18 protein-coding genes are annotated in these 23537 nt (G+C 50.9%); 7 read left to right on the forward strand and 11 right to left on the reverse strand.

Features of this window, described 5'->3' with window-relative positions:
* The first annotated feature begins 684 nt into the window (after positions 1-684).
* Both V7680_RS07790 and V7680_RS07795 read left to right on the forward strand, forming a co-directional pair.
* A complete protein-coding gene (locus tag V7680_RS07790) occupies positions 685-4176 on the forward strand; it encodes a caspase family protein (protein WP_335652720.1) in 3492 nt (1163 codons plus the stop codon).
* A gap of 85 nt (positions 4177-4261) precedes the next feature.
* Positions 4262-6196 (forward strand): TIR domain-containing protein, encoded by a 1935-nt coding sequence (locus tag V7680_RS07795; RefSeq protein ID WP_335652721.1) that lies wholly within the window; start codon positions 4262-4264, stop codon positions 6194-6196.
* A 72-nt stretch (positions 6197-6268) separates the two neighbouring features.
* Here V7680_RS07795 and V7680_RS07800 read toward each other — a convergent pair whose 3' ends face one another.
* From V7680_RS07800 to V7680_RS07815, 4 genes are read right to left on the reverse strand one after another with little or no spacing between them, the layout of a single operon-like run.
* Complete coding sequence (locus V7680_RS07800) at positions 6269-6490, reverse strand: hypothetical protein (protein WP_335652722.1); 222 nt, start codon at positions 6488-6490, stop codon at positions 6269-6271.
* A 49-nt stretch (positions 6491-6539) separates the two neighbouring features.
* Entirely contained in the window at positions 6540-7640 is a 1101-nt protein-coding gene (locus V7680_RS07805; protein ID WP_335652723.1) for a serine protease, read from the reverse strand.
* A 51-nt stretch (positions 7641-7691) separates the two neighbouring features.
* Positions 7692-8714, reverse strand: coding sequence for a S1 family serine peptidase (locus tag V7680_RS07810; RefSeq protein ID WP_335652724.1), 1023 nt, complete (start codon positions 8712-8714; stop codon positions 7692-7694).
* 16 nt (positions 8715-8730) lie between these two features.
* Positions 8731-10725 (reverse strand): caspase family protein, encoded by a 1995-nt coding sequence (locus V7680_RS07815; protein ID WP_335652725.1) that lies wholly within the window; start codon positions 10723-10725, stop codon positions 8731-8733.
* Between the two features lie 108 nt (positions 10726-10833).
* Between V7680_RS07815 and V7680_RS07820 the strand changes: the two genes are divergently transcribed.
* On the forward strand, positions 10834-11271 hold the full coding sequence (locus V7680_RS07820) for an ion channel (protein ID WP_335652726.1): 438 nt from the start codon (positions 10834-10836) through the stop codon (positions 11269-11271).
* Between the two features lie 11 nt (positions 11272-11282).
* On the opposite strand, the gene V7680_RS07825 is transcribed toward V7680_RS07820, so the two are convergent.
* Positions 11283-13271 carry a hypothetical protein gene (locus V7680_RS07825; protein ID WP_335652727.1) on the reverse strand — a complete coding sequence of 663 codons (1989 nt, stop codon included), beginning with the start codon at positions 13269-13271 and terminating at the stop codon, positions 11283-11285.
* 605 nt (positions 13272-13876) lie between these two features.
* Between V7680_RS07825 and V7680_RS07830 the strand changes: the two genes are divergently transcribed.
* The 3 genes from V7680_RS07830 to V7680_RS07840 all read left to right on the forward strand — a co-directional run bounded on the left by V7680_RS07830 (position 13877) and on the right by V7680_RS07840 (position 16973).
* Positions 13877-15280, forward strand: coding sequence for a hypothetical protein (locus V7680_RS07830; RefSeq protein ID WP_335652728.1), 1404 nt, complete (start codon positions 13877-13879; stop codon positions 15278-15280).
* Between the two features lie 68 nt (positions 15281-15348).
* Positions 15349-16476, forward strand: coding sequence for an amidoligase family protein (locus tag V7680_RS07835; RefSeq protein WP_335652729.1), 1128 nt, complete (start codon positions 15349-15351; stop codon positions 16474-16476).
* A 236-nt stretch (positions 16477-16712) separates the two neighbouring features.
* Positions 16713-16973: a hypothetical protein gene (locus tag V7680_RS07840; protein ID WP_335652730.1), complete on the forward strand. Its 261-nt coding sequence runs from the start codon at positions 16713-16715 to the stop codon at positions 16971-16973.
* A gap of 220 nt (positions 16974-17193) precedes the next feature.
* Here V7680_RS07840 and V7680_RS07845 read toward each other — a convergent pair whose 3' ends face one another.
* The 6 genes from V7680_RS07845 to V7680_RS07870 form a co-directional block, all read right to left on the reverse strand.
* Positions 17194-18768 (reverse strand): hemopexin repeat-containing protein, encoded by a 1575-nt coding sequence (locus tag V7680_RS07845; RefSeq protein WP_335652731.1) that lies wholly within the window; start codon positions 18766-18768, stop codon positions 17194-17196.
* A gap of 63 nt (positions 18769-18831) precedes the next feature.
* Positions 18832-19455 carry a hypothetical protein gene (locus tag V7680_RS07850; protein WP_335652732.1) on the reverse strand — a complete coding sequence of 208 codons (624 nt, stop codon included), beginning with the start codon at positions 19453-19455 and terminating at the stop codon, positions 18832-18834.
* Positions 19456-19771: 316 nt separating this feature from the next.
* Positions 19772-20218 carry a hypothetical protein gene (locus V7680_RS07855; protein WP_335652733.1) on the reverse strand — a complete coding sequence of 149 codons (447 nt, stop codon included), beginning with the start codon at positions 20216-20218 and terminating at the stop codon, positions 19772-19774.
* A gap of 27 nt (positions 20219-20245) precedes the next feature.
* Positions 20246-21109, reverse strand: a complete 864-nt coding sequence (locus V7680_RS07860; RefSeq protein WP_335652734.1) for a tetratricopeptide repeat protein — start codon at positions 21107-21109, stop codon at positions 20246-20248.
* Positions 21110-21714: 605 nt separating this feature from the next.
* Positions 21715-21939, reverse strand: a complete 225-nt coding sequence (locus tag V7680_RS07865) for a hypothetical protein (protein ID WP_335652735.1) — start codon at positions 21937-21939, stop codon at positions 21715-21717.
* Between the two features lie 21 nt (positions 21940-21960).
* On the reverse strand, positions 21961-22305 hold the full coding sequence (locus V7680_RS07870) for a response regulator transcription factor (protein WP_335652736.1): 345 nt from the start codon (positions 22303-22305) through the stop codon (positions 21961-21963).
* A gap of 164 nt (positions 22306-22469) precedes the next feature.
* Between V7680_RS07870 and asd the strand changes: the two genes are divergently transcribed.
* On the forward strand, positions 22470-23324 hold the full coding sequence (gene asd, locus V7680_RS07875) for an archaetidylserine decarboxylase (protein ID WP_335652737.1): 855 nt from the start codon (positions 22470-22472) through the stop codon (positions 23322-23324).
* Positions 23325-23537: the final 213 nt, after the last annotated feature.

Raw genomic sequence — 23537 nt, forward strand, 5'->3', positions numbered from 1 at the left:
GGCGTTTGAAGGACGCCTCGTCATCCTTGCGAAGCGCATCGAAGAAATCATGGATGGTCCGGTCGATCTCGGCCCTGGCATTTACCTGAGCGGGGCAGTTGGGCTGACGCGCATGGGCGTACCCAGTCAACGCTAACGTCGTGGCAAGCGCAAAGAATGAGCTGAAGTACTTCACACTTCAAACTCGCACTCTGGGTGGAACATGTCAATGCCCGCTAACGCCCCAATTTCGGCCGTTCCGAAACGACTCGAACTTCCGGTAAACGGGCGTAGCTGCTATGTTAAGGCTTCCGCGTCGCGATAGGTGAATTCAAGAACTTTAGTGTCTCACTGCAGCCTTTTTAAGCAGAACGGGTTTTTGCATACTGGGAGCGCTTCAATTGGCGTTGCTCGCTGGCTTGCGTTCAGAGCCGCAGCGGAAACAAAGTTACCTACAACTTTGATCCAAGATGCGGCTATCTTGTCCCTTTCAAGAAAACCAAACCCTGCTCTCCAATTTTCTGATACAAACCCAATTAGGCCGGCATCGTAGAAACTTTTGATGCACCTTAACATGTGCTACTTATCTTTGCTCTTTGCAGTCTGAAATGTATAAATTATATCTGGGGAAAGGACCTCATATTGCTATGTTCAAGCACGAAATGTAGCATATGGCAGATATTTTGCTATGCAGCCGTGCTGTTGTTGTCCTTCGGCATTGCGGCGCAGGCTTCTGCTCAGACCGCTAATCAAGGACAACTCAAACCTGAAATTATTTTGCAACTGGGACATCAGGCACCGGTGAGCGCGGTGCGGTGGGTCAATGGCGGCAAGCATTTGGTTTCGCTGGCTGAAGATGGCTCGATTGTATTCTGGGATGCAAAAAGCGGGATAATACTCGACAGGGTGCAAGTTCCGGGCACATGGGTAAATGAGCAGAATTCGAGACGACTATACTATTACAACTTTGATGTGGGCAGGGATGGTAAAACCGCTGCTCTGATCTTCACCGAAGATGGCAAAAATCGGGTAACCGAACCAGATTTCTGTCCTTTAGCAGCAAATCGAGGCGGTTTTTGGTGCAGTTTTTCGCTCAACTTGGAAACGCGCGAAATTATAGGTGATCAGACGGTAATCATTCCAGATGATATCCAAGGTGCCGGTGATGAGGAACCTTTTCCTCTATCTCCCGATGGGCTACTTCGGCCCAGACCCAATCATGACAATGGTATACACGGTCTTATTGATCCGAACGATGAACATTACGCTTTCAACGATTCAACTTGTACCTCCCGCGACCGCTGTCGCTACGGCGTCAATCTGGTGCCAAAGGACGAAGATCAGCAAATCATTGCTTTGACTGGCAGTCCGCGAAGCTACTTGACGGATGTGGATGTGACCGCAGATGGCCGCCATTTGGTCAAGATTGAAAGCCTGAAAAACGACACAGAATCACGGATCGAGACGTTAGATCTCTACAGCAGCACCGAGACGAATGGCTTTCTTCCCGGCCGACCCTATCACGATGTGCGCTGGCTGAGTGAAGGCCGCTACACGTTATTTAGTAATGGGTACGTCGCCACCAACGATATGCCTAAAGCATTGGAAGGTTTTCCGCCTGCACTCATTGTAGATCAGGATTGTGCGAAAGATGATAGTTGCTCGGCCGTTGAAAGCTATGGCGATATGCAAGCACTGAGTGTTGACAACCAGTTTCTGGGTGTAGGCAGTCTTTCTGGCTGTTTTAAATCGGGTCTACGTCATGAGTGCCTGGTCGAATTCGAGGAGATGAGTAGCAACGGGAGTGCAACGCATTTACCATTAGCCGCCAGCGTGTCGATATATTCATCTGCTAGGAAATGGCAGTTGGTGAAACAGCCGGACTGGGACCGACAGACCATAACAGCGATCAAGCTTTCGCCCAATTACAAGCAGCTTGCAGTGGCAACCAGGGAGCGGGACGATGATCTATCCAACCCGGATTCACAACAATTGCTTCGGGTGTGGCTGTTTGACATCTCAGGCGAAACTCTGGTCTCTCCGCCGCGAGAGATAGCAAAATTCGTCCATCCTTTGTCCGCCACTATCGAGAATCTTTTATTCGATACGCCTGAAGGCATGAGAAGAGAGGACCGTTTTGCACAAATTATCCGCGAGGGCGGAATATCTTTCGATAACGACAGCACCATTGAAAATATGTATTTCACTCCCGACGGAAACAAAATTCTGTTTACACAGTCCATTTCCGCTCACTATCAGGAGTCAGATCTGGTCGTAGTTGACAGCTCTGGTAATACAGATTTTATAAGGGTTCCAGACACTTCTACCGACATTATCCCGATCAGCAACGACCATGTGGTTGATCTCTACAAACGGAAAATAATTAACGTCGGAAAAGGGGAAGTCGTCGCCAGTATCGCCGGTAACGTTGCACTAACTAAGGGCGGCCCTATCGAGCAGGCGAAATTATTTTGGGCCGCGACCGAGGACGGCGCTATTGAGTTCTGGGATAGCGAGAATTTCACCAAATTGCTCACTTTCTACACGTTCCCGGATAATCGCTTTTTTGCCGTTACACCCGAAGGGCGGTATGATACCAATCTCTCGCCGGACACCGACATGGTCCGCTGGATAGTGCCTGATGCACCATGGCAAAGCCTCGCTCCGCAGACATTCATGCGTGATTTTTATGAGCCGGGATTATATCGGAAACTGCTGGAATGCAGGGCTGCCGGTGATTGCGCAACCCAGTTTAAGTTGCTGCCTTCCTTCGCCGATTTGACTCGGGTTTTGCCGCGGGTCAAAATTGTGGACGTAAGCGAAAGCAAAGACGGTAGGCAGGCCACGGTCAGTTTCGAGGCAACAGAAGGCGTCGACAAGATCGCGGCCAATGGTGGAACCAGGTCGGGGCTTTTCAGTCCCAGATTATTCCTGAACAACCGCCTGATCGGTCAATATCCCAATGAACCCTATGTTGTTGGTGCCGATGTCAGTAACGCCAACGAAACACTTGATCAATGGCAGGAGAAAAACCGGGTCAAGATCAAGTCCGACGCTGACGGCGTGTATCGCTACGGCCTGACGGTTCAGTTGCCAACCGGATCGGGCACGGAACAGCTGAATTTTTCGGCCTATGCGTTTAACGAAAGCCGGATCAAAAGTGATACGGCGACATTCGTCTATCAGCGGAAAATAGAACCAATCCCTCGCAAACCCAGAGCCTATGTTATTTCGATTGGGATTAACGACTATAATGAGGATCGTCTGGATCTGAATTATGCAGAGCCGGATGCGCATCTGATTGCCGATCGCCTGAAAACTATCTCGGGATATGAGGTGCGGCAACTGGTTCTGGCCGGAAACGGTTCGGCGGATGGCTGGCCAAAACCGACAGATAAACTCATGATACAGAGCGCCCTTGCATTGGTGATGTCTGAACGGGATCGCGGCAAATATCTTACCCGGCTCCGCACGGCCGAGGTCGACGCACGAATGCTTGAAGCTTCCACCGCCGATGATATTGTGATCATTTCCTTTTCGGGACATGGCTGGGCGGACAAGGATGGCGATTTCTATCTGCTACCCTCGGACGGAAAATGGCCTGATGCCCAAAATTTGCCGGATGCATCAACCTTGTTGTCGACCACGGACATCACCTATTTGCTCCGGGCAACGCAAGCGGCGGATATTAGCCTGATCATCGATGCCTGCCATTCGGGAGCCAGCGTGGATAGCGGAGATTTTAAACCTGGTCCTATGGGCGACCGTGGGCTTGGCCAACTCGCTTTCGACAAAGGGATCAGGATATTGACGGCGGCGCAGGCCAGCGACGTTGCGCTGGAAGATGCCTCTCTCAGTCATGGTCTATTGACCTACGCTTTAGCAGGGGATGACGGCGGCGGAATTACCGCAGAATCCGGCCATGCAGAGCGCGATGAGAAGGGCAGAATATTGCTGGACAAATGGCTTTCATACGCAGTCAAACGACTGCCGGAACTCGCTACCGACAAACGTCTTTCAGGGCTGGGTGGCGCTGATCGAAGCAATGGTAGTAGTTTCTTTTTTCCGGGACGGACAGCGACAAGGAAACAAAAAATTCAGCAACCCGTGCTGTTCGACTTCAATAGCAGGCCCAGCTTCATCGCTCTGCGTGAACAGCTTGAAGGGTGGGATACGGAAGGCGATAACCGACAGTGAATCTGTATCATTTTACAACGGTTTAAGTTAGGGTTACAGTCGATGCTCGGTCCTCGTAAATCTTTACAGCAGGGAAAATCAGCTGATGACTGATGGTGAGCAAATGTATGGGAAAGCGGAACACACAGTTTTCTTAAGCTACTCCCATGCTGATCGCGACCGTGCGCTTCCCATCATCAAGGCACTTGAAGACGTTGGTTTTAGCGTTTGGTGGGACGGCCTTATCAAGGGCGGTGTGCATGCCGCAAAGGAAACCGCTGAAGTGCTGGAAAGGGCGAGGGCGGTTGTCGTCCTCTGGTCTGCAAGTTCTGCAGCATCTCACTGGGTTCAGGATGAAGCTACACGCGGTCGGGATCGCGAATGCTTGGTCCCAGTTTCCATTGATGGTCACGAGCCGCCACTGGGTTTCGGCCAATTCCAGTTTATCGATATTTCCGGTAAAAAAAACCGGCCAGGGTCGCCGGAAATGCAGAAAGTGCTGCATGCCGTCGCAACTTTACATAATATTTCCGATTTGCCTGAACAGGCGCTCGTACAGACATCACCCCTGGTCAGCCGTCGCAATATGATCATCGGCGGCACATCGGCCGTGCTAGTTGGCGGCGCGGTTGCTGCATGGACCGGCGGAATTTTGAGTGGCGGTGCAGAGCAAAGCAGCATCGCTGTGCTTCCCTTTGCCAATATCGGGGGTGATCCGTCACAAAATTATTTTTCTGATGGCCTTGCCGCAGAAATCAGGGCGGAACTTTCGCGCAACAAATTATTGCAGGTGGTTGGCCAGACGTCGTCGAACAACTTCCGCGAGCAGTTGGAAGATGCCGCAGAGGTTGCTGCCAAATTAGGGGTGTCATTTCTTCTGGCGGGAAATGTGAGGCAAGCGAGTGATCGGATTCGAATATCCGCAGAACTTATCGAAGGGGCTACTGGTTTTAACCGATGGTCAAAAATTTTTGAAAAGCCGCTGACCAATATATTTGCGGTTCAACAGGAAATCGCTGCTGCCGTTGCCACCGCACTTTCTGCGCAAATGGATGATGTTGGTTCCAGCAAAGAAAAACAAATTGGCGGCACCGATAGCGTGGCAGCATTTGATGCCTATTTGCGGGGCAGGGATCTATACGAAGCAGGTGTCAGTGAAGAAACCGACCGTCAGGCTTTGGCTAAATTTGAAGAGGCGATTGCGGCGGATGGCAAATATGCTGCGGCCTACGCTGCTCGTTCTCGCTCACTTGCGGTATTGGCCAACCAATTCGCCGATGGAACTGAACGTAGGAAGCTATATTCCGAAGCTGTCATTGCGGCCAGAGAAGCCGTCGCAGCCGCTCCCGCATTTGCCGAAGCGCATTCATCGCTAGGTTTCGCTCTTGGACATGGCCAGCTTGATATGCGCGCCGCTCGCGAACCTTATGATAAGTCCTATGCGCTGGGCGCCGGAGATGCGGACGTCCTTAGTCGTTATGCAATGGCCCTCGCTCGCTTTGCCGAATTTGATCTTGCCGAAACGATTATCAAGCGATCATCTGCATTGGACCCACTTAATTCCAGAACTTTCCGTTCCATTGGCGACATCAGCTATCGGGCGCGGCGATTTGAAGACGCGATTAAACCATATGAGCGCGCGCTGAAGCTTAATCCAAAACTGAGCGGCGCGAATGCCAATATGGGATCAGCCCAATTGATGCTGGGGAACGAAGACAAAGCATTTGAATTTTTCTCGAAGGAACAGAATAATCTTTTTGGATTGCCCGGCATCGCCATTATCGAAAAGCGGCGCGGAAATGACGCAGCAGCACAAGCAGCGCTTACAGAATTTTCTAACGATCATGGAGAGAACAGCCTTTACCAGCAGGCGCAGGTCTTTGCGCAATGGAATGATCGGGAGAAGGCCATAAATGCGTTGCAACAAGCTTATGCGACGGGCGATGCGGGAATGGTAAATATGTTTGTCGACCCGGCGCTCGACCCAGTTCGCGAAATGCCTGAATTTTCCGGTTTGCTAAAGAAGATAGGTTTCGTTTAGAATAAGTTGTAAAAACATAAAAGAGGGGATGACATAATGCGAAAATTATTAATGATATTGCTTGTTTCGGCATCACCGATCGCACTGCAGGCTTGTTCTGCAGAGAAGACGGAGCGCGGCGAGACCGAACGCGGTGAGACGGAGCGTGGTGAGACGGAGCGCGGTGAAACTGAACGGGGCGAGACCGAACGGGGTGAGACTGAACGGGGCGAGACCGAACGGGGCGAGACTGAACGGGGTGAAACTGAGCGCGGTGAAACTGAACGCGGTGAGACTGAAAGATAATCTGGGCAAGAAGGGTTGGCGATCTACTCTTAGTTCTCTGACCTGTTTTCAATCTAAATTATCTTTTCCAAACGCCTGATTCAACATTCTGTTTTGCCGTTTCAATCCAGATTGAGTAATAGGATATGTCGGTGTAGACGCCCGGCATGTTGGCAATTCCGCACCCCTTGCCCCAAGAAACTAGACCTACCAAGCGCACGATACCGTTGCGCTCACGGCGAACTAGCGGCCCACCGCTATCACCGACACATGAATCGCCGATCACATCATCAGCCCTCGATTTTGCCCAACCCAAGGCGCAGACCATGCCTTTCGTCAGACCTTTCTTGAAAGTAGGATATTTTTTGCAGGATCTTCGCGAAACATGCTTCACGGGGACATATAGAAGTTGGGCTGGTGATCGCTGCACCTTCCCGTCTTTGTCCAACCGAATATTTTCAGCATCAGCGTTCTGTGGTCCAGTTAGTCCCCAACCAGATACCTCCAACAAGTTTCCGTCTGCGATGGGTAAATGGCCGCTGGGTACGCTGTGAAGCCTGATGGATTTTAGTCGGCCTGATACTATGCTTCCGACTTTTCCCCGCGTCGAAATGCGGAGCAAGGCTACATCCGCTTTGTGCTTCCCGGTTGCATAGTTCCGATGGATCACGACGGCATCTATTGGATAAGTAGCCCCGCCATTTGTCAGATTTTGAGTACCCAATCTCACACGGCGCAAGGCGCGAACATTCTTTGCGCTGCCGTCTACATAGACGCAATGTGCCGCAGTGATTATCCAAAGCTCGCCCAGATAGGCTCCGCCGCATCGATGCATGCGTCCGTATTCGCCGCGCTCTTGGAGAAATTTCTTCCGTTCTCCGCCAGGATTTTGGGACGCGATTGAAGATAATCCGGCATCATGTGCAATTTCTGCCTCGGTGTAAGATTGCGTTGAATAGATTTGCACCTGCCAAGGTGCGTGACCTGGCGGCGCCTGAGATCCCCTGATGATCGGCGTGCCATCGCCCGGCGTTGGTTTTACGGGATATTCATCGCCTTCATCTTCAGGAAACGCGACAGTTTCCTCCAGCCCGCTTTCCGATTGAGATGAGTCAGGCTGCATCGCCCCGGTAAGCATGAAATATAACGAAAACATGGCTATCGACTTTGCTTTGAGCATGCGCTTCTCTCGGTAATTTAAATATTTGAACGTTTCACGGATATGCCTGCCCTAAAAGATTTTATATGTGCCTCTGGGCATGGTTTTCGCTCTCTTTATCCAGTTCGAATATTGAGATACCCGTGTGTAAATACCGGGAAGGCCTTCTATACCGCATCCTACACCCCACGAAACAATGCCAACTAGCACCCACTTTTCCTGATATCTGACCAGCGGTCCACCGCTATCACCGACACAGGTATCGCGGCCATCCGATGATCCTGCGCACAGGATTGTTGGATGCACTTTTCCTCTAAATTGAAAAAATACTTTGCACCTTGCAGGCGAAAAATAAGCCAGATCGACCTGAAGGAGGTTGGGTGGTCTAAACTGGATTCCACCCGAATGATCCAGCCGCAATTTGGTGCCGGGCATTTTTGCACCGGTCATACCCCATCCGGTGGCTCGCAATGTCTCACCATTTCGCATAGCGGGATCGGCGGGACTTTGGAGAGTGATTTTCTCGACACCGCTCGGCAACGGTCTGTTTTTGGTGTTGATGTGAATTAGTGCGATATCGTGTATGTTTTCACTCTGATATCCTTTGTGCAATACAACTGTGTCTATCCGATAGGTTTTCCCGCCGCTGGCGACATTCTGGGTCCCGATTCGAACTCTACGGTAAGTGATCGCTTGATCGTTGACACAATGTGCCGCCGTGATGATCCATCCATCGCCGATATAAGACGCCCCACAGCGATGAGAGATATCATAGCTAGCACGCTCGTTGAGAAACTTTTTCCGGCTGTCGGTTCTGGGAAGTTTTGCGTCTGCTTTGCGCTGTGCGTCCGTATAGATAGTTGGCGAAAAAAGCTGAACTTGCCAGGGAGCAGAACCGGGCCGAGCTTTCTTGCCACCGATTATCCGGCCACCATCATCCTCTTCCTCCTCTGCATTCTCTTCGGATTGCGCAGTATCGGGCACATTCTGCTCGATTTCCTGAGGCGCAAAGGGATCAACTTCTGTAACCGGATCAGCCGGCTGTGCAGCGGCCGTCAGCATACCGAAGCTCAAAATTACTGGAATCTTTTTCATCGATGCCCCTTTCTATTCATTCTACAATGACGGTCTCCATTGTCGCAGTCCATTCTCCGATGCGCGGTACCGGATCGCCCCTCTGTCCTTCATTGGCATTGCAGAGCAATTTTTCGAGCGCACTCTGACAGATGTCGGCGCCACGCGCGGCTATTCCTGTTTGTTCCAATGCTAGCGGATTAATTGGTTTTTCGGATGCGATTGTAAGAAACCTGTATGTACCTGGCGTTCGCATGACGACGGGATCATCGTTTGAGTCACCGGCATTGCGATAGGCGCGCCCTTCTGACAGAGCAGAATCCTTGGCACCCGGCGGCGGCATAATGACTGCTACACCGAAACTGGGGTCAATGCCGAAAACGTAAAAATACCGAGACTTTTCGCTTCTGTTGGTGATCGTGACCTGAGCTTTCTCATCAACTTTGATAAGCCGCATATTTCTGCGCTCGGATTTTGGACAAGTCAGGACACTATATTTGCTATCATCAATACAAAAGCCGATCCCAGCCTCACTGACGGGCGTTAGTAAGCTGATCATTTCGTTGACACGGGCCGCCTTTTTCAATTTCCCCTCAAGATTTTTTTTAAATCCCGAATCTTGCATACTTCCCAAATTTGTTACCGCCGTGCCGTCTGTGCGGAGCAGCTCCAATTGATCTGAAGTCGCTTCGATCTTCGCAATATTTAGCTCTCCTGCTTCCGCTTGTTTGATAAATTCGAATGAATCCAACAATCTGTCGACTGTATCATGATCTGATCCGGGCGGGATCCGGTTGCCAATTTTCAATATATCCCGTGTAAAGGCGTGACTTGTTTTGCGGGCGGTCAACGTCGGCATATTCGTCAACTTGGTACCCATATCGGGCTGTTGAAGAGTCAGCTTGGTTTGGTCTGGGCCAACCTGTGAAACAAAGGCTGTGGCAACTGGTGTGGCATCAGCTTCACGAGCTGTTGTTTCATCCGGGAACAATGAGAAAACCGATCCCTCGGTTATTCCTGAAGTCCGGCCAACATCGGGAAGCATCAATGTCAAGCCGGCAATCGACGCCTTAAACAAAACAACGCTCGAAGATCTGCTACCAAAAGACGATAGAATGCCGTCGCCTTCAACTGAAGGAGTTTGATTGACATTGACTGCCCCCACTTGTGCCTGGACGTGGCTCATGATGTCACCAAAACTTCCCTTGGGAATAGCATTTAAAGTGTCGATGAGTGCGGTGGTGAATACGCCTTTGCGAACCCCTCCTATGCCGCCATCTGGCAGTTCCTTGGCAACCTGTCCATCCTGCGCGGCGGCCATGTGCACCCAATATCCTCCATTGGACCCACCTTCCCCTTGGCTGCTGATTGCATCGGAATTCGGTAAAGTCTGGCCGGATCGAAGAATTAGGGGTGGCGCACTACGTGAACCGCCGATGGCTCCACTTCGGGTAGCTGTCCCCGAATTACAGGAATCAAAAATCGAAACAAAATAAATGCCCTTCGCCACCGCGCGTAGCTTATATTCTTTTAGTTCATAGTCGAAAATTTCTTTAACTTCAGCCGAATTGGGATCGCGAGCATCATACGGGAGGATCGTTCCGCTATATCCGGAAGACTGGTCGGCGCGCACAACGGCTGAATATTGAGCGCCATGCCCAGCAAAGTAGAACAGGATCGTATCACCCGGTTTTGAAATTGTGATTAGCTGATCAAGTGACTTTAGGATATTCTCACGGGTCGCGCATGTATTGAACAATGTGATGGACACGATATCGCCAGCGGTTTCCGAAGGGCATGCATCTGGCGCTGTTTTGTCGAGAGCGACGCGGTAAAGTGGTCGCAAAGCGTTTTTAATGCTGATGGTGTCGTTGACAGCTCCTCTCAGGTTTCTGAAGTCGTTGTCACCACCATTGTCCTTGGAAAACTGGTAATCATCGATACCGACAAATAGGCCGCGCGTAGTTGCAGCATCGGCCGGGGTTGCCAGAAATGCTATGATAACGAAGGCAATGAACTTCTGAAATATCATTGATTTGCCTTTACAGTGATTTACACAGTCCCAAACAACAGCATAGCTGTCAAGTTTGTGGAGTTTGGTCAGCTTGATTGACTTCGGTGCCAAAGCGGAGCGGGAGCTATGGAAGAATTGATCGTCGCATTTTCCGTTTCAGCATCGCTTATTGCCGCTTGCCTTTATTTGCATTTCAAAGCTCTGAGAAACGGTGCGCTGACGATTTCAAAACTGGGAGCAAGTGTTCGTCGGCAAATGCTGTTAGTGATGAGGATGATATTTCTAACGCACTTGTTGGAGATCATAATCTTCGCAATTGCGATCTGGGGTATGGCGCGTATCGGTGCCGGTAGTCTCTCGGGCGCGCACACGTCCACCGTCGCTGATTTCTTCTATTTTTCAATCGCATCCTATACTACTTTAGGCATCGGCGATATTACGCCCGAAGGTCCAATTCGAGTCTTAGTGGGTATAGAAGCTTTGACAGGTCTGCTGCTAATAGCGTGGAGAGCATCCGTCACATATCTAACCATGGAGCGCATCTGGACTCCTGAAACCAATTGATTGGATTATAGCTAAACCGGCACTGTAATATGCTTGCCGCTGAATACGGCCTGCCAGTTTTCAATTTCCGCTATAACGACTTCGTCGGTTGCGTGCACTAGCACGGCTACCCGGTCGTAGCTCAGCGTGTAATCAGGAGCGGTTTGCAACAACTTGATGCGCCCGGCAATGGCATCGAGCCTTTCTGCCGTCACCTCCGAAATCGCCGCGAAACGTTCAAAATCTCCAAAAAAGCGGATACCGGCAATCGCGCCACCGAAAGTCGGAAACATCACGCCTAGTAAAGTAAATGTTTTGGACAGCTTTGCTAACACACCGGCATCGAGCAAATGCAAGGCAGACCCGCCCTTCAACACCAGATAGGCTGCCACAGAAATAATCGCGAGCTTGAACAGAAGTTCGGAAAATCGGTCGAGATTGTGATGGACGGTCTTCAGGCGCTGTGCCTTGCCAAAATGATAGTCGCGTTGCGGCACCACATGGCCATCCAGCAGAGTGGAAAGACAAGACCGAAGATACCCGTCGCTTATTTTTGCATTGGGCAGTCCGATATCTCTAAGAGCATGACGAACATACCATTCCGGCCAACTGGTGTCCGTCCCCTTTGGCCAGCGCCCAGGTGCACGTGCCACGCCCATCATCAACAACAAAGGACTGTGACGAAAATATTCAGCCACACGGCGCGTTTCAAACCAGCGACCATGCCAACGGTACTTCTGACCGCGCCATGTGATGACGACAATCGCGATTAGAAGCAAAAATTCAAATAAAGCAAAACCCCATTTCTGGTCAGCAGGGACTAGCGGCAAATATGCGATGCCGCCAACAATAGCGAGACTGGATAGCACGAAATTTACCACCATACCGCCGCGATAATGATCAGAAAGCCGCGCGGATATGCCGTCAGCCCAAGCAAAATTCTGCATCGCCTTTTGCTCAATTTTGCCAGCCAACAATGGGTCGGCGCCAGGCAAAGCGCGGGCAGCGTTTAATATTTCTGCACCACTACCCTTGCCGATGTCTTCGGGCTTTTCGTAGGTCTGCACAATAGATCTAAATGGCGTACCCCCGCCAAACAAAGCTTCGATGCGCCGATAGCCATGCGTGAGCCGCGCGCTGCGATCATACCAGCGACCATTTTGAAGTGCAGCGAGACCGTGATGAGCAGAACTATGATCAATTGGTTTATCTCGCGGATAGATAACATCGCGGACTATCGTCTGAATTTGAGTCTCGCGGTCTCGGGTCGGCGGATTGCCTTGCATGACCGCCAATGATTCCGGTGTATGTAAAATTCTCCAGCTTTCAGGCTCCGTTGGATCAATCCATATCACTGGCGCTCCCAGGTCCAGGGCGGTCGCTATTGTGTGGCCGGTTCCGCCTAAACTGGCAGTGGATTTGCCATCCCATACACCAATAATCAGGTCAGATTGTTCAATTAAAATCCGTCCAGCAAGCGCGGCACGTGTGGCGCTTTCAAGCGCAAAAGCCTGAGCCTTCGCAAAATCTTCCGGCGCGTCAAGTTTCGTTAGATAAAGCTCCGTAATCGCATCATCCTGATCGGCGAGTTCAAAAGTTTTTGCTTTGCCTGTAAGGGTGAGGATTGCCTCAGCTCTTTTCCGGGTCTCAGCATCAGCGGGTTGGTTGCCTGATAGCAATGCACGGGCATCACCGCCGTCGGTTGGCATTGCATTAATAGCTGCATTTAGTCGCGCACCAAAGGGCAGCGGGCTTATCAATTCCCAATCACGCGCCAGCGCCATTTCCGCCGCGGTCTGATCCGTGCCATCGACCATCAGAGTATGCAATCGGGTCGGCGCCAGCATTTCTGGTCCAAGCGGCGAGGCTGCGCCGTCTATGGCATGATCGATATGGTCAAAAATTTTCTCGATTACCGATTTAATCTGGTCACTATTGGCTGCGAAGCTTTTATGTGCAGCCCGGTGTCCAGTGACGCCGATACTGAAGCGAAATTTGTGCGGTACCGGCGGAGATGTCATAATAATCGATCCAATGCGTTCTAAACTAAGCCTATAGATAGACTTTGGACCACATCAAGGTTCTGTTTCCGGAAGTGAACAAATTGAGTTCGTTTGCCGCTATTCCGCAGAATTCAAGTTGGGATTTGGCCAAACTTGTCAACGTCAAATGCACGCACCTGAATTTCAAGCTCAGTACCACCGTATTTTATTCAAAAGCGGACTGCCCGAAAACCACCCAGTTTCGGTCATTCCCAAGCCAGGCGCACGTTCCTGAAAGCTGCCATTGCCTGACCTCAATGCGGTCAAACCATAATGTCCGTAACTGGGTAGTTTGCTGACCGTCGGATTTCGAGCGGTAAGCCGGAATAATATATTATAAATTAGGGGTTCACCTGTTGCGGGCCCATGCACTGATAGTGCGGTTCATCCGGCTGAAGTCGTACGACCCCTTCCGCTACGTGATTGTTTCAAGCCAAGTAGGTTAATTACATCGACACTCACCTCGCACACCATACTGAAATCGGCTATCAAACAAATTTCGATAGATCTGGAATTAATAACGGGAGGGAATTTTGGGAAGGGTTCAAGCGGCTCTGGCTTTTGGGACTGTCGCAACAACGGCGATGGTCACTATCGTTTTGATGTTTATTTTTGCCAGACCTGTGGATGCAAATATTGGTTTCGCAAGAAACACAGGCCTTTCCTGTTCGGAGTGTCATTCCAATTCTTCTGATCCTGGAGCAGGTGCGTTGACCGCCCTTGGCGCCGCCTATCGTGCATGCCTTTACAACCCTGCTCCAAACCAGACCGATTGCAATGTCGAAGCGCAAAATCAGCACCAGACGGGAGCCATCTCAAATCCGGCATTCGCTGCACCAGTCAACTCTGCCTACAACGCGTCTCAGCCCGACACCAACCCGCCCATTTCCGATCCTGCCGCGGGCGACAAATCTTTTCAAAATGCGAATGATACAACCTACCCCAGCTCCCCAGCTTTTGCCCAATCGTCGGCGGAGCCTCCACAAATTCCGCACGAAAAAGCGGGCGTCGACGCCTCGCCGGGTCACTCCGGTGAAGCTGCCCTGGACCAAGCCTATAGACCACCACTGAAAGCTGAACCCCCGCTGCCGGCCTTGCCCCCGACTCCTGTATTGTTGCAACGGGACTATCCCGATTGCAGAGAAAACCATCAGCAACTTCCGGACCCGTTGGACAAAGCCAAGGACATTAACCGCTGCACTTCACTTCTTGATGCTTATTATGAAAATGTGTTGAAAGACTATCGTAGGCGAATGAATCATTATCAGGATGAAATTTCCAAGATTTTCACCGAAAATGTAGCAGGAAGAATGGAATATTCAGCAACCACCAGAAAAAATTTCTTCAATAAAATCAGACAGGAACATGCGGCCTCGGATCAGGACGGAAAGCATATGGCGGTCTATCGAGGCGCTGTTCAACTCTACCAATTGGATCGCGATTACTTGAGCGACCGCTATTGCTACAACACCGGCTGCGGAGGATATCCCGTGCCTTATAACTACGGATTTATGAATATTCCGGGTAAAGAAGGCCGAGCGGTTGATCTTGCAGGATCGAGCGCAAAATCAAAAGACAAATCCTGTAAAAAGTCACGAGGACGCGGCCAATTGTTGGGCGGCATTTTTGCTGGTATAGTCGGCGCAGCGGCTGGGCTAGATGGTACAGAAACGTTGCTGGCTGCCGCCGCAGGTGCGGTACTGATTGGTGAGATTGCATGTAAATTGAGCGAAGACGAACAGAAGAAGGCTTCTGAGGCGACGTTTGCTGTAGTCGCGCAAGAACGGGTCGGGGCGGTCAGTAGATGGCAGAGCCCGACCCGTGGTGGTGTCACTGGGTCCTCCACGGTAACCGCTTTGAATACTCAACCTACTGGCCGGAAATGTCTGAGCATAACCGACGTGATTATCATTGATGGAGAGGAAACGCGGGTATCCAAACAAATGTGTCGCGGTGATGGGCAATCGCAATATGCGATCATGGCTTAAGTGATTATGTCGTCGCCCGGTTCATACAGTAGGACAGTGGTCGGTTTCTTGCTCTCCGGCAAGTTTCCATGACAGCAGAAATAAAATGGAAAACCGGGTTTGAAATCGAACTGGCCGCGCCTCGCGGCAGGACGAGAAAGGATTTGGCGGATGTTCTGGCTCTGCAATCCGGCGGAACCGTTCAACGGATTTTCCACTCTCAATCGGAACCCAGCAAGGTCCCTGGCCGACCAACATTTGAAAATTTGACCCCAGGATTTCAACTCTTCGATTCCTCCGGTCAATGGGTCGCCAGCTTTGTCGATGATCTCACGCTCCAGGCGGACTTTGACAAGCAGACCCCATCACAGCCGGGCTGGTACCGTATTATTGCCGATGAAGCCCGTCTCCTGCGATTGGTGATCAGGCATTGTGATCCGGCGTCGTCCATCGACAACGTGCTTGAGCCCATTGCAGATCTCTTTGGCACCAAATTACTGTCCCATGATTCAGGGATGTTCAGAGTTGTCGATGATCGCGGCGTTTCGGTTGCTATTTGTGCCCCTCTGCCTGGGGAACGCGAAAGGCCATGTGAAATAGTGACCGCTCCGATCAGTTCAGGCCATTGCGAAAAGCTTTCGCAACTACTCGACGAAGCCAATGCGCAGGGGTTTACCATCCCGAACGAAGGTGCAACCCACATCCATTTTGATGCTACTACCCTTTGCTCTGCAATTTGCATCGCAAAGCTCGTCTTTGTATTCGAGAAATTCGGCGAGGATCTGAAACGGCTCGTCGAAGTAAACGGGCGTTGCGTTCGCCTGGGTGCATGGCCGGAATCACTAAGCGAGTTGACTAGTAGTGAAAAATTTCAATCCCTCGACTGGCCCGAAGCCAGACAAGAGCTTAGCAAGCTATCGCTTTCAAAATATTGTGATTTCAATTTGCTCAATATCGCGACGGGGAACGATCTGAAACACACTTTCGAAGTCCGGATATTGCCATCCATGATGGACAGCACAAAAATAGTCGAAGCCGCCGCGCTTTTCGAAGGATTGCTTGACTGGTGCATTGATCCAACGACGAGCCCGGCGAGCATTCCGAGCAGTTTAAGCCTGTTGCTGGACAGTGCGCCAGTTACCCGGACGATGAAAAAGCACTGGCAACGAAAGATTGCTATAAAAAGTAGAATAACCACAACCAAGGATATCTGGTAAATATTATCGATATAATGATTGTTCATTGGAGAGATTTAAGATGTCGACCGGGAACAAGAATTTGGGGGTTAAACACTAAGCAACTGGGCTTTTTCTGACGACAGCGCTCTCAACCGTCGCTGTAAATTCTCCCGCTTTCACGGCAATATTCGATTGATCAGGCGTTTTATGCCTATGCCGCATCGTGATATAATTATTGCGACGCCAAAACTGTGGGTTTGCTGTGGAATAAAGATGTGGTCGGTGGCAAGGCTACGATCGGCCAGAAAATCCTGAACGGCATTGGCAGCGATATCCCGTTGCTGCTCAAAGAAAGCCGCACAGCGCTCAAGAAATGCGAGTGGGGTGACACGGGCGAAAGCTATGATGATGCACTGGCATTGGCTCGTGCCTGCATATCGGCAGCCTCTCAGAAACAAAATGGACCATCGCAATTACAACGACCGATGGCTATTCTGATCTGCTCCAGCAAACGCGAGGTCGCTAGACTATATTGATAGATCCGGTCGCCTGAGACATTCGATTGCCTAGCGATGGTCGGGTCAAGGGTTAGGTCGATTTGACCAGTCCTTATTCTCTTACGCCTGTTAAGATAACATAAATTGTGAGCGCATGTCAGCGCGCCCGGGATCCCTCGATCAGTCAACAATGACTATAAACCGATATGGTCGGCAAACATACTGTCCAGATCGTTCGTTCGTTCGCGCGCGATTGAAACTATCGCGACCGGAACAACAAAAGTTTACCCGGACCCGATGCCGCCATAGTGATATTATTCGGCCAAACGCCGGGCCATGTTTGTGCGTTGATCAGCTGCGGATATCCAGGATCCGCACGGTTCGCAGCAACATCATAGCGCAAATAGCGATTGCCCGAGAAGAAATAGATTTTTCCATTGCCCGCATTGACCGCCGATTCTATCCGTCCGAGTGCCTGCAATCCTGGCCAGGTACGGTTGTCGACGGGTTGCGGATAACCGGGGTCGACGCGATCAGCAGCAATATCATAGCGCATGAACTGACCGCTTCTGAAGAAAAAGACCTTGCCGCCGCCGCCGTTAACGGCAGCATCGATTCCGTTGGTCCAAAGTCCCGGCCAAGTCTGGTTGTTGATCGTTTGCGGGTAGCCGGGGTCGGCTCGATCCGCGTTGATATCATATCGAATATACTCATTGCCCCGGAAGAAATAGGCCTTGTCGTTACCGCCATTATAAACCGCAGTCGCTCCTTGCGGCCACACTCCGGGAAAGCTGTTGGAATCGACGGCTTTCGGGAAGCCGGGGTCCGTACGATCACTCGCTACGTCGAAAAGCAGAAAGTCCATGCCTCCCGATCGACCTGCAGGGACAAGAAGCGGGCCACCCGTCGGTGCCGATGCTACACCGCTGAATTGACTTACATTCGATCCTGACCACGTCAGATTGCCCGCGCGCTGGTTGGTCGTTCCGCCCAGCACCATCCGGCCATCCGTGGTCATTTTTCCCGTGTAGATTGTACCGGTGCTTTGCCGCCGAAAGGAAACCTGACCGTTGCGGATACCGTTATATGTGACGATGTCGTTCGTCTGTGCGTTCGTCTGGCTATCAATATATACAGCATCAAATATATTGGAGCCGGTTCTCTTGGCCCAGACGCTGTCCAGCTTTCTGCCGCCCCCCAATTGTTCCGAAACAGCCCACTGTTGACCGATATCAAAATTCTGCGGCGGAATGAATATCCGGTCCAACGGATTGTTGCCTGTGGGTTGAACATAGCCGGGATTTCTCGACCCGTTGTTGCCCGGATTTGCATTGTTGCCTACCGACGCGCCCAGCAGTCCCAAAAGGAAGTCGCGAACGCCGTTGCTCTTGCTTTGCTGGACTGGCGGAGGAGCAGGCGCAGCATTATATGTCGACGTGGCGCCCTTGGACCCGCCAAAACCGCCAGTGCTATTGGTGCCGGGATTTGAACTGTAGACCGGTGGATTGTTAAAGCCCGGTGTGTTGTTGTAAACCGAAGACGGCGCAGGCGTCAGAACAGCAGCTCTGGTCTGATTCTGCGCTTGGACATTGCAGTCAATGCTGCTCGCAGTTGGATTGTACAGGCATGTACGATAGCTGTTTCCCACACTTGTCAAAGCTTCCTTGCGAGGATCGGCTGCATCGGAATGACAGCTGGCACAGGATAAGCCCGTTTTTCTGGCAAAGCCGACATTTGCCTCTACCCGATCCGGCGCAATGAAAGATGACGCGATCGCCAGTGCGGCCAAGGATCCTGTGACGGCGGCAACCGACGCCATTTTGACTTTGTTCAAGCTTTCCTCCAGTAATTTACGTTTGATCGAATTGTCACCCCCATGTCTTGTGGTGGCGGACAATTAGAAAATAGATGCCGTCCAGCTGTCATTTGGCCCCGAGTCTCCGCCCACAATCCTGCCATTGAATATATAGTTTCCGTTGGGGGAGGGCGTACCGGTAAATCTGGTGTTGAGTTCCGCACTGTAAAAACTGACCTGCCCATTGCGGTAACCTTCGTAATTCATGACATCTGCAAAGCGAGTGCCTTCCAGATGCCATAGAACATCGAAGCTGTTCGAATTGCCGCGCTTGGTCCAAATCATGTCTGCAAACCGACCGCTGGTTTCACGAAGCTGGACGATCCAGACCTTGCCTGGCTGAAAGCCCGCACCTGTTGCGGAACCCGCAAAATTTCCGGTAGAACCCTGATAGTTTGGTGGCTGGGGAGCAGAAATGCCGGGAGATAAATTGCCCGGTCCACAATTCAATATATATCCGCAACGGACAAATTGCTGACCCGTAGAAGTCAAATTTCCCGCGCTGGGAGCTCCACTCATATGATGACAGGTTGCGCAGGTCTGGCCAGTCTGCCCCGCGAAGGCAGCGTTTGCCCTCACCGGATCAGCATTTATAAAGTAAAGAAGAAGTAATATAGCAGCTACACCAATAATTGTAGGCCAGCCAATAGTATGCCTTGATGTCATTATATTCTCCCCTCATTTAAATATGGCATATTGCAAAAATAAAGTCAACGAATATACTTTTACAAATTGATAGATTGAATCCTACAGATTATCCGGTCTTCTCCAAAAAACTCTCACATTTCAGCGCTTGTTCTGATTCATTATTGTGATGAGGACGCGGTGATGAAGCAGGCAGGTTTATCTGGATCAACGGATCATTTGAAGCCGCTGTCGGCGAACGGCAATCCTCTGGAGGAACTGGGTCGGATTGTTGACTTTGAGGCGTTTCGTCCGATCCTGGATAATGCGTTTTGTTGCCCCCGCGGAGACTGTTATTCTAGTAGCCAAGCACCTGATTAATATCGCCGGTATCACCCATAGTAGCCAGCCAAGCCATTTTTGATTTGGCCTCTTCGACACTTGATAGGCCCCACAAACTTGCGATATTTTCGGCATCTTCATACCCGAACCCGGTTTCGCTCCAGTTGCATTGATTCCCGTTGTCCCTTGAAGCTTGGAGTTTTCCGGGAATATAGTCACCCGACCCGAGAAGGATTCGCGCGCCAATTCCAGCCTTAGCTTGCCAAATACTCTCACCCCAAAAATCGGCCATAAGCTTCGCATCACAATAATGATATTGAGATGCGGAAAAGGCATCAATGGCCTGTTGCTCAGAAACTTGAGCAACAGCCGGGGAGCTCGCAGCCATCGTAACCAGCGCAGTGGAAAGAAAAAGGCTTGCGGCGAACCCCTTTTGTCGAAGATTTTTTCTGTCAATCAGCATTGCAATTCCTCTATAAATATATGCTCTTCAAAATGGTTGATCTTGGGTGCACTTAAATTGATAAACCTTGTTCTCTGGATCTGGAAAACAATGGGCGACCATCGCTTGGCCCGCGCTGAGCTGTGTCGCTGTCATTCGGTCGGTGATTTGAGCAAACTTTTTATCTGACTCATTTTCGTTTCCCGGCTCTGTCGAGATCGCAAGTCGAAGCCATGCATAGGCTTTCAATAGGTAGTCGGCTGAAACGTCACCGTTGCTATGTTTTTCGTCATAAAGAAAAGCGAGAGCAATTTGTGATGGATGAAAGTCGTGCTGAGCGGCAACCTTATACAATTGAATTGCCTGGTCGGTGCTCTTAGCTACACCCTGTCCGGTTGCGTACATTTTTCCTAGCTCGTTTATCGCGAAAACATCGCCCTGGTCGGCTGCAAGCTGGTATAATTTTGCTGCTTGGGCGAAGTCTTGTTCAACATCCTTACCTTGAGCGTACTTACTGGCAAATATGAGTTGCGCGTCAGAATAACCTTGCGCAACGGCAAGCCTATAAAGCCTTATAGCCTCGATTTTATTTGCCGAAGTGCCGCGGCCTTGATCATAGGCCATTGCGAGTTTGAATTGTGACTCAGCATTTCCTTGATCAGCAGCCAATCGGAACCACTTTATGGCAATGGCTTCTCTTTCTGTATTGGAATAAAATGAACCGACAGCCGACTGTGCGTCGGCATCCCCATTTGCAGCAGCGGATACTTTGGCACTGTCGATAATAGCCCATGATGGGGCTGTCTTGATGTCAGTCTTTGCCGCAGCAACCAATGCCGGATCAACGTCCGCCCATGCCGCGGATGACGCGCTAGATAGAAGCAAGGCGGAAAATACTAACATATAGCGCATTGGTGTCTCCCAAGAAAAATTTGATTATGGCTCGACAGCAAGTCTACGCTGCGATCCGACCATCAGTTTGATACTCTTTGGGGGTTCAAATCGCGGCGATTATATAATTTACAAACCGAATATGGTGTGCGGGGTTTATCTTGAGGAAGCATTACCTGCTCTTTTGAAAGCAAACACATAACGAAGGCCGGGTCGCAATCACCCTTGTTGCAAGAACTGCACGAGGCAACCCTAGTCCTGCAACCGATAAACCCCTAATTTATAATATATTTTTCGGTTTCTCGCTCGGCAACTGCCCCGCTTATTGTTTGAGTCGCTTTTTCAATCGGCCGTCATAACTATTGGTACCGAAGGCTCCGTAATTCGACTGATAATTGTCTCCATCTGGTTGGTTGATATTTACTGTCCGATTTTATCTGTGTTTGATTGGCGGTGGGACGACCGTTTTTGGGGCGGGAGCTGACATTACAATTGCTCCGCGTTCAATGTCCGCTAGTTGGGCCGGCTACCCAGAACCGGACAGTCCGCAATCGGCTCAGGAGCTGACGTCTGAATTCAGTCCGTCGAAAGACTGCTACCCACCCAGTTTCAGTAATTAGATCTGATCAGATGGAAGATAAATGCGGCAACTCTTGTTCCATCCGGTGGCGCAGATTGGCAAGAAGCGTGATCACATCGCCTTCAATCGGTGCGAGAGAATCCACCGTTATCTTGAGGTCCCCAATCGCTTTTTGAAGGGTTGTGATGGTCGATGCGGGGTCATTGCGTTTACGCGCAACGGCGAGCGCGGTCACGACGCTGCCAAAAAAAACATGAGCAAGAACAACCATGAAAGGCGAGCCAACAAGCCGCTAGGCCCCCAATATTCCGCGGCTTGATGCTTCAAATACCGCTTCGGCGCGAGAATTCACCTCAAGCTTGCGGTAAATATGTTTGACGTAGCTCGCCACCGTATGCGCTGAAATATTCATGATTTCGGCAGATTCAGAATAGGAAAACCCGCGCGACAAAAGATTGAGTGTCTCCAGTTCCCGGTTGGACAGAGCTTCTGCCATTTGCTCGACGGGCGCGGTCGGCGGCTGCAATTCTCTAAATACCAGTCGGGCGATGATCGGGCTGATCGGCGAACCGCCTTCCCGGATTTCCCGTATCGCGTTCAGAACTTTCTGATGATCGGCAAACATGGTGGGCACCATGATATCTATGCCGGTAATTGGCATTTGCGAAACAGGGAACATCTTCGCTATGCTAGGATTGGAAAAATCGCCCGCGCACATCCTGTATCCGCAACACTCCCAAGGGGCGTTCCAGCAGGGCTTGCGATTCAAGAGTTGGTTGATCAATTGATGCGAGTGAAAAATTGTTAGAACGTTTGAAAGTCGCGTCTCAGTATATCCTGCCAAAGCGGGGCCTTACCGCCTTTGCTGGCCGCGTTGCCGAGGCGAAGCAAGGCAAGCTGACGACCCGGCTGATACGCTGGTTCGTTGCCAAATATGCGGTGGATATGAGCGAGGCTCGAAACCCGGATATCTCCAGCTATAACAGCTTCAACGCCTTCTTCACCCGTCCGCTCAAAGACGGCGCGCGACCTATAACGAACGCAGATTTTGCCTGCCCGGTGGATGGTGCGATCAGTCAGCTTGGCGCTATTGATGACCATCACATCCTTCAGGCCAAGGGCCATTCGTTTACGACGACGGAGTTGCTCGGCGGCGATACAGCATTAGCAGCAAAGTTTCGGAACGGGAGCTTCGCCAATCTGTATCTGTCACCAAAGGATTATCATCGCTTGCATATGCCCTGTGACGGCAGGCTGACAAATATGATCTACGTGCCAGGCTCGCTGTTTTCGGTCAATCCCACCACAGCGCGCGGTGTGCCCAATCTTTTCGCGCGAAACGAGCGGGTAATATGTGTGTTTGAATCACCGGAGCACGGCACGTTCGCGATGGTCCTGGTCGGCGCCACCATCGTCGGCAGCATGGCAACTGTCTGGCACGGCGTAGTCAAACCAAAGCCCGCCAAAAAGATTAGGCAGTGGACTTATACCGACCAGAACATCGCGCTCGAAAAGGGCGAGGAGATGGGACGATTCCTGCTCGGCTCTACGGTCGTCATGCTGTTCCGGGAGCACACCGTCGATTTTTCTGCAGACTGGGCACCGGAGAGATTGGTACGTCTCGGCGAAACAATGGGCAATCGGCCCGGTTTTTGAAGTTTCATCGACTAGCATGCGCGTAAGCGACGAAGCGGGAACCTTATTGTTCGCTTCGCAGCCTGATTATGACCGCTTGCCCGGCTGTCTATAACTGCCTCTTGCTCTCTAGCCCATACCTGAGCATCGCCCTTCGCATTTAAGATATTGTAGAGAGTCTCGTGCGCCCTACGACGCACTTGAGCGAACCTGCGGCCTTTTTCTTGGTAATTG

The sequence above is a fragment of the Parasphingorhabdus sp. genome (assembly GCF_036963705.1).
Classification (GTDB): Bacteria; Pseudomonadota; Alphaproteobacteria; order Sphingomonadales; family Sphingomonadaceae; genus Parasphingorhabdus.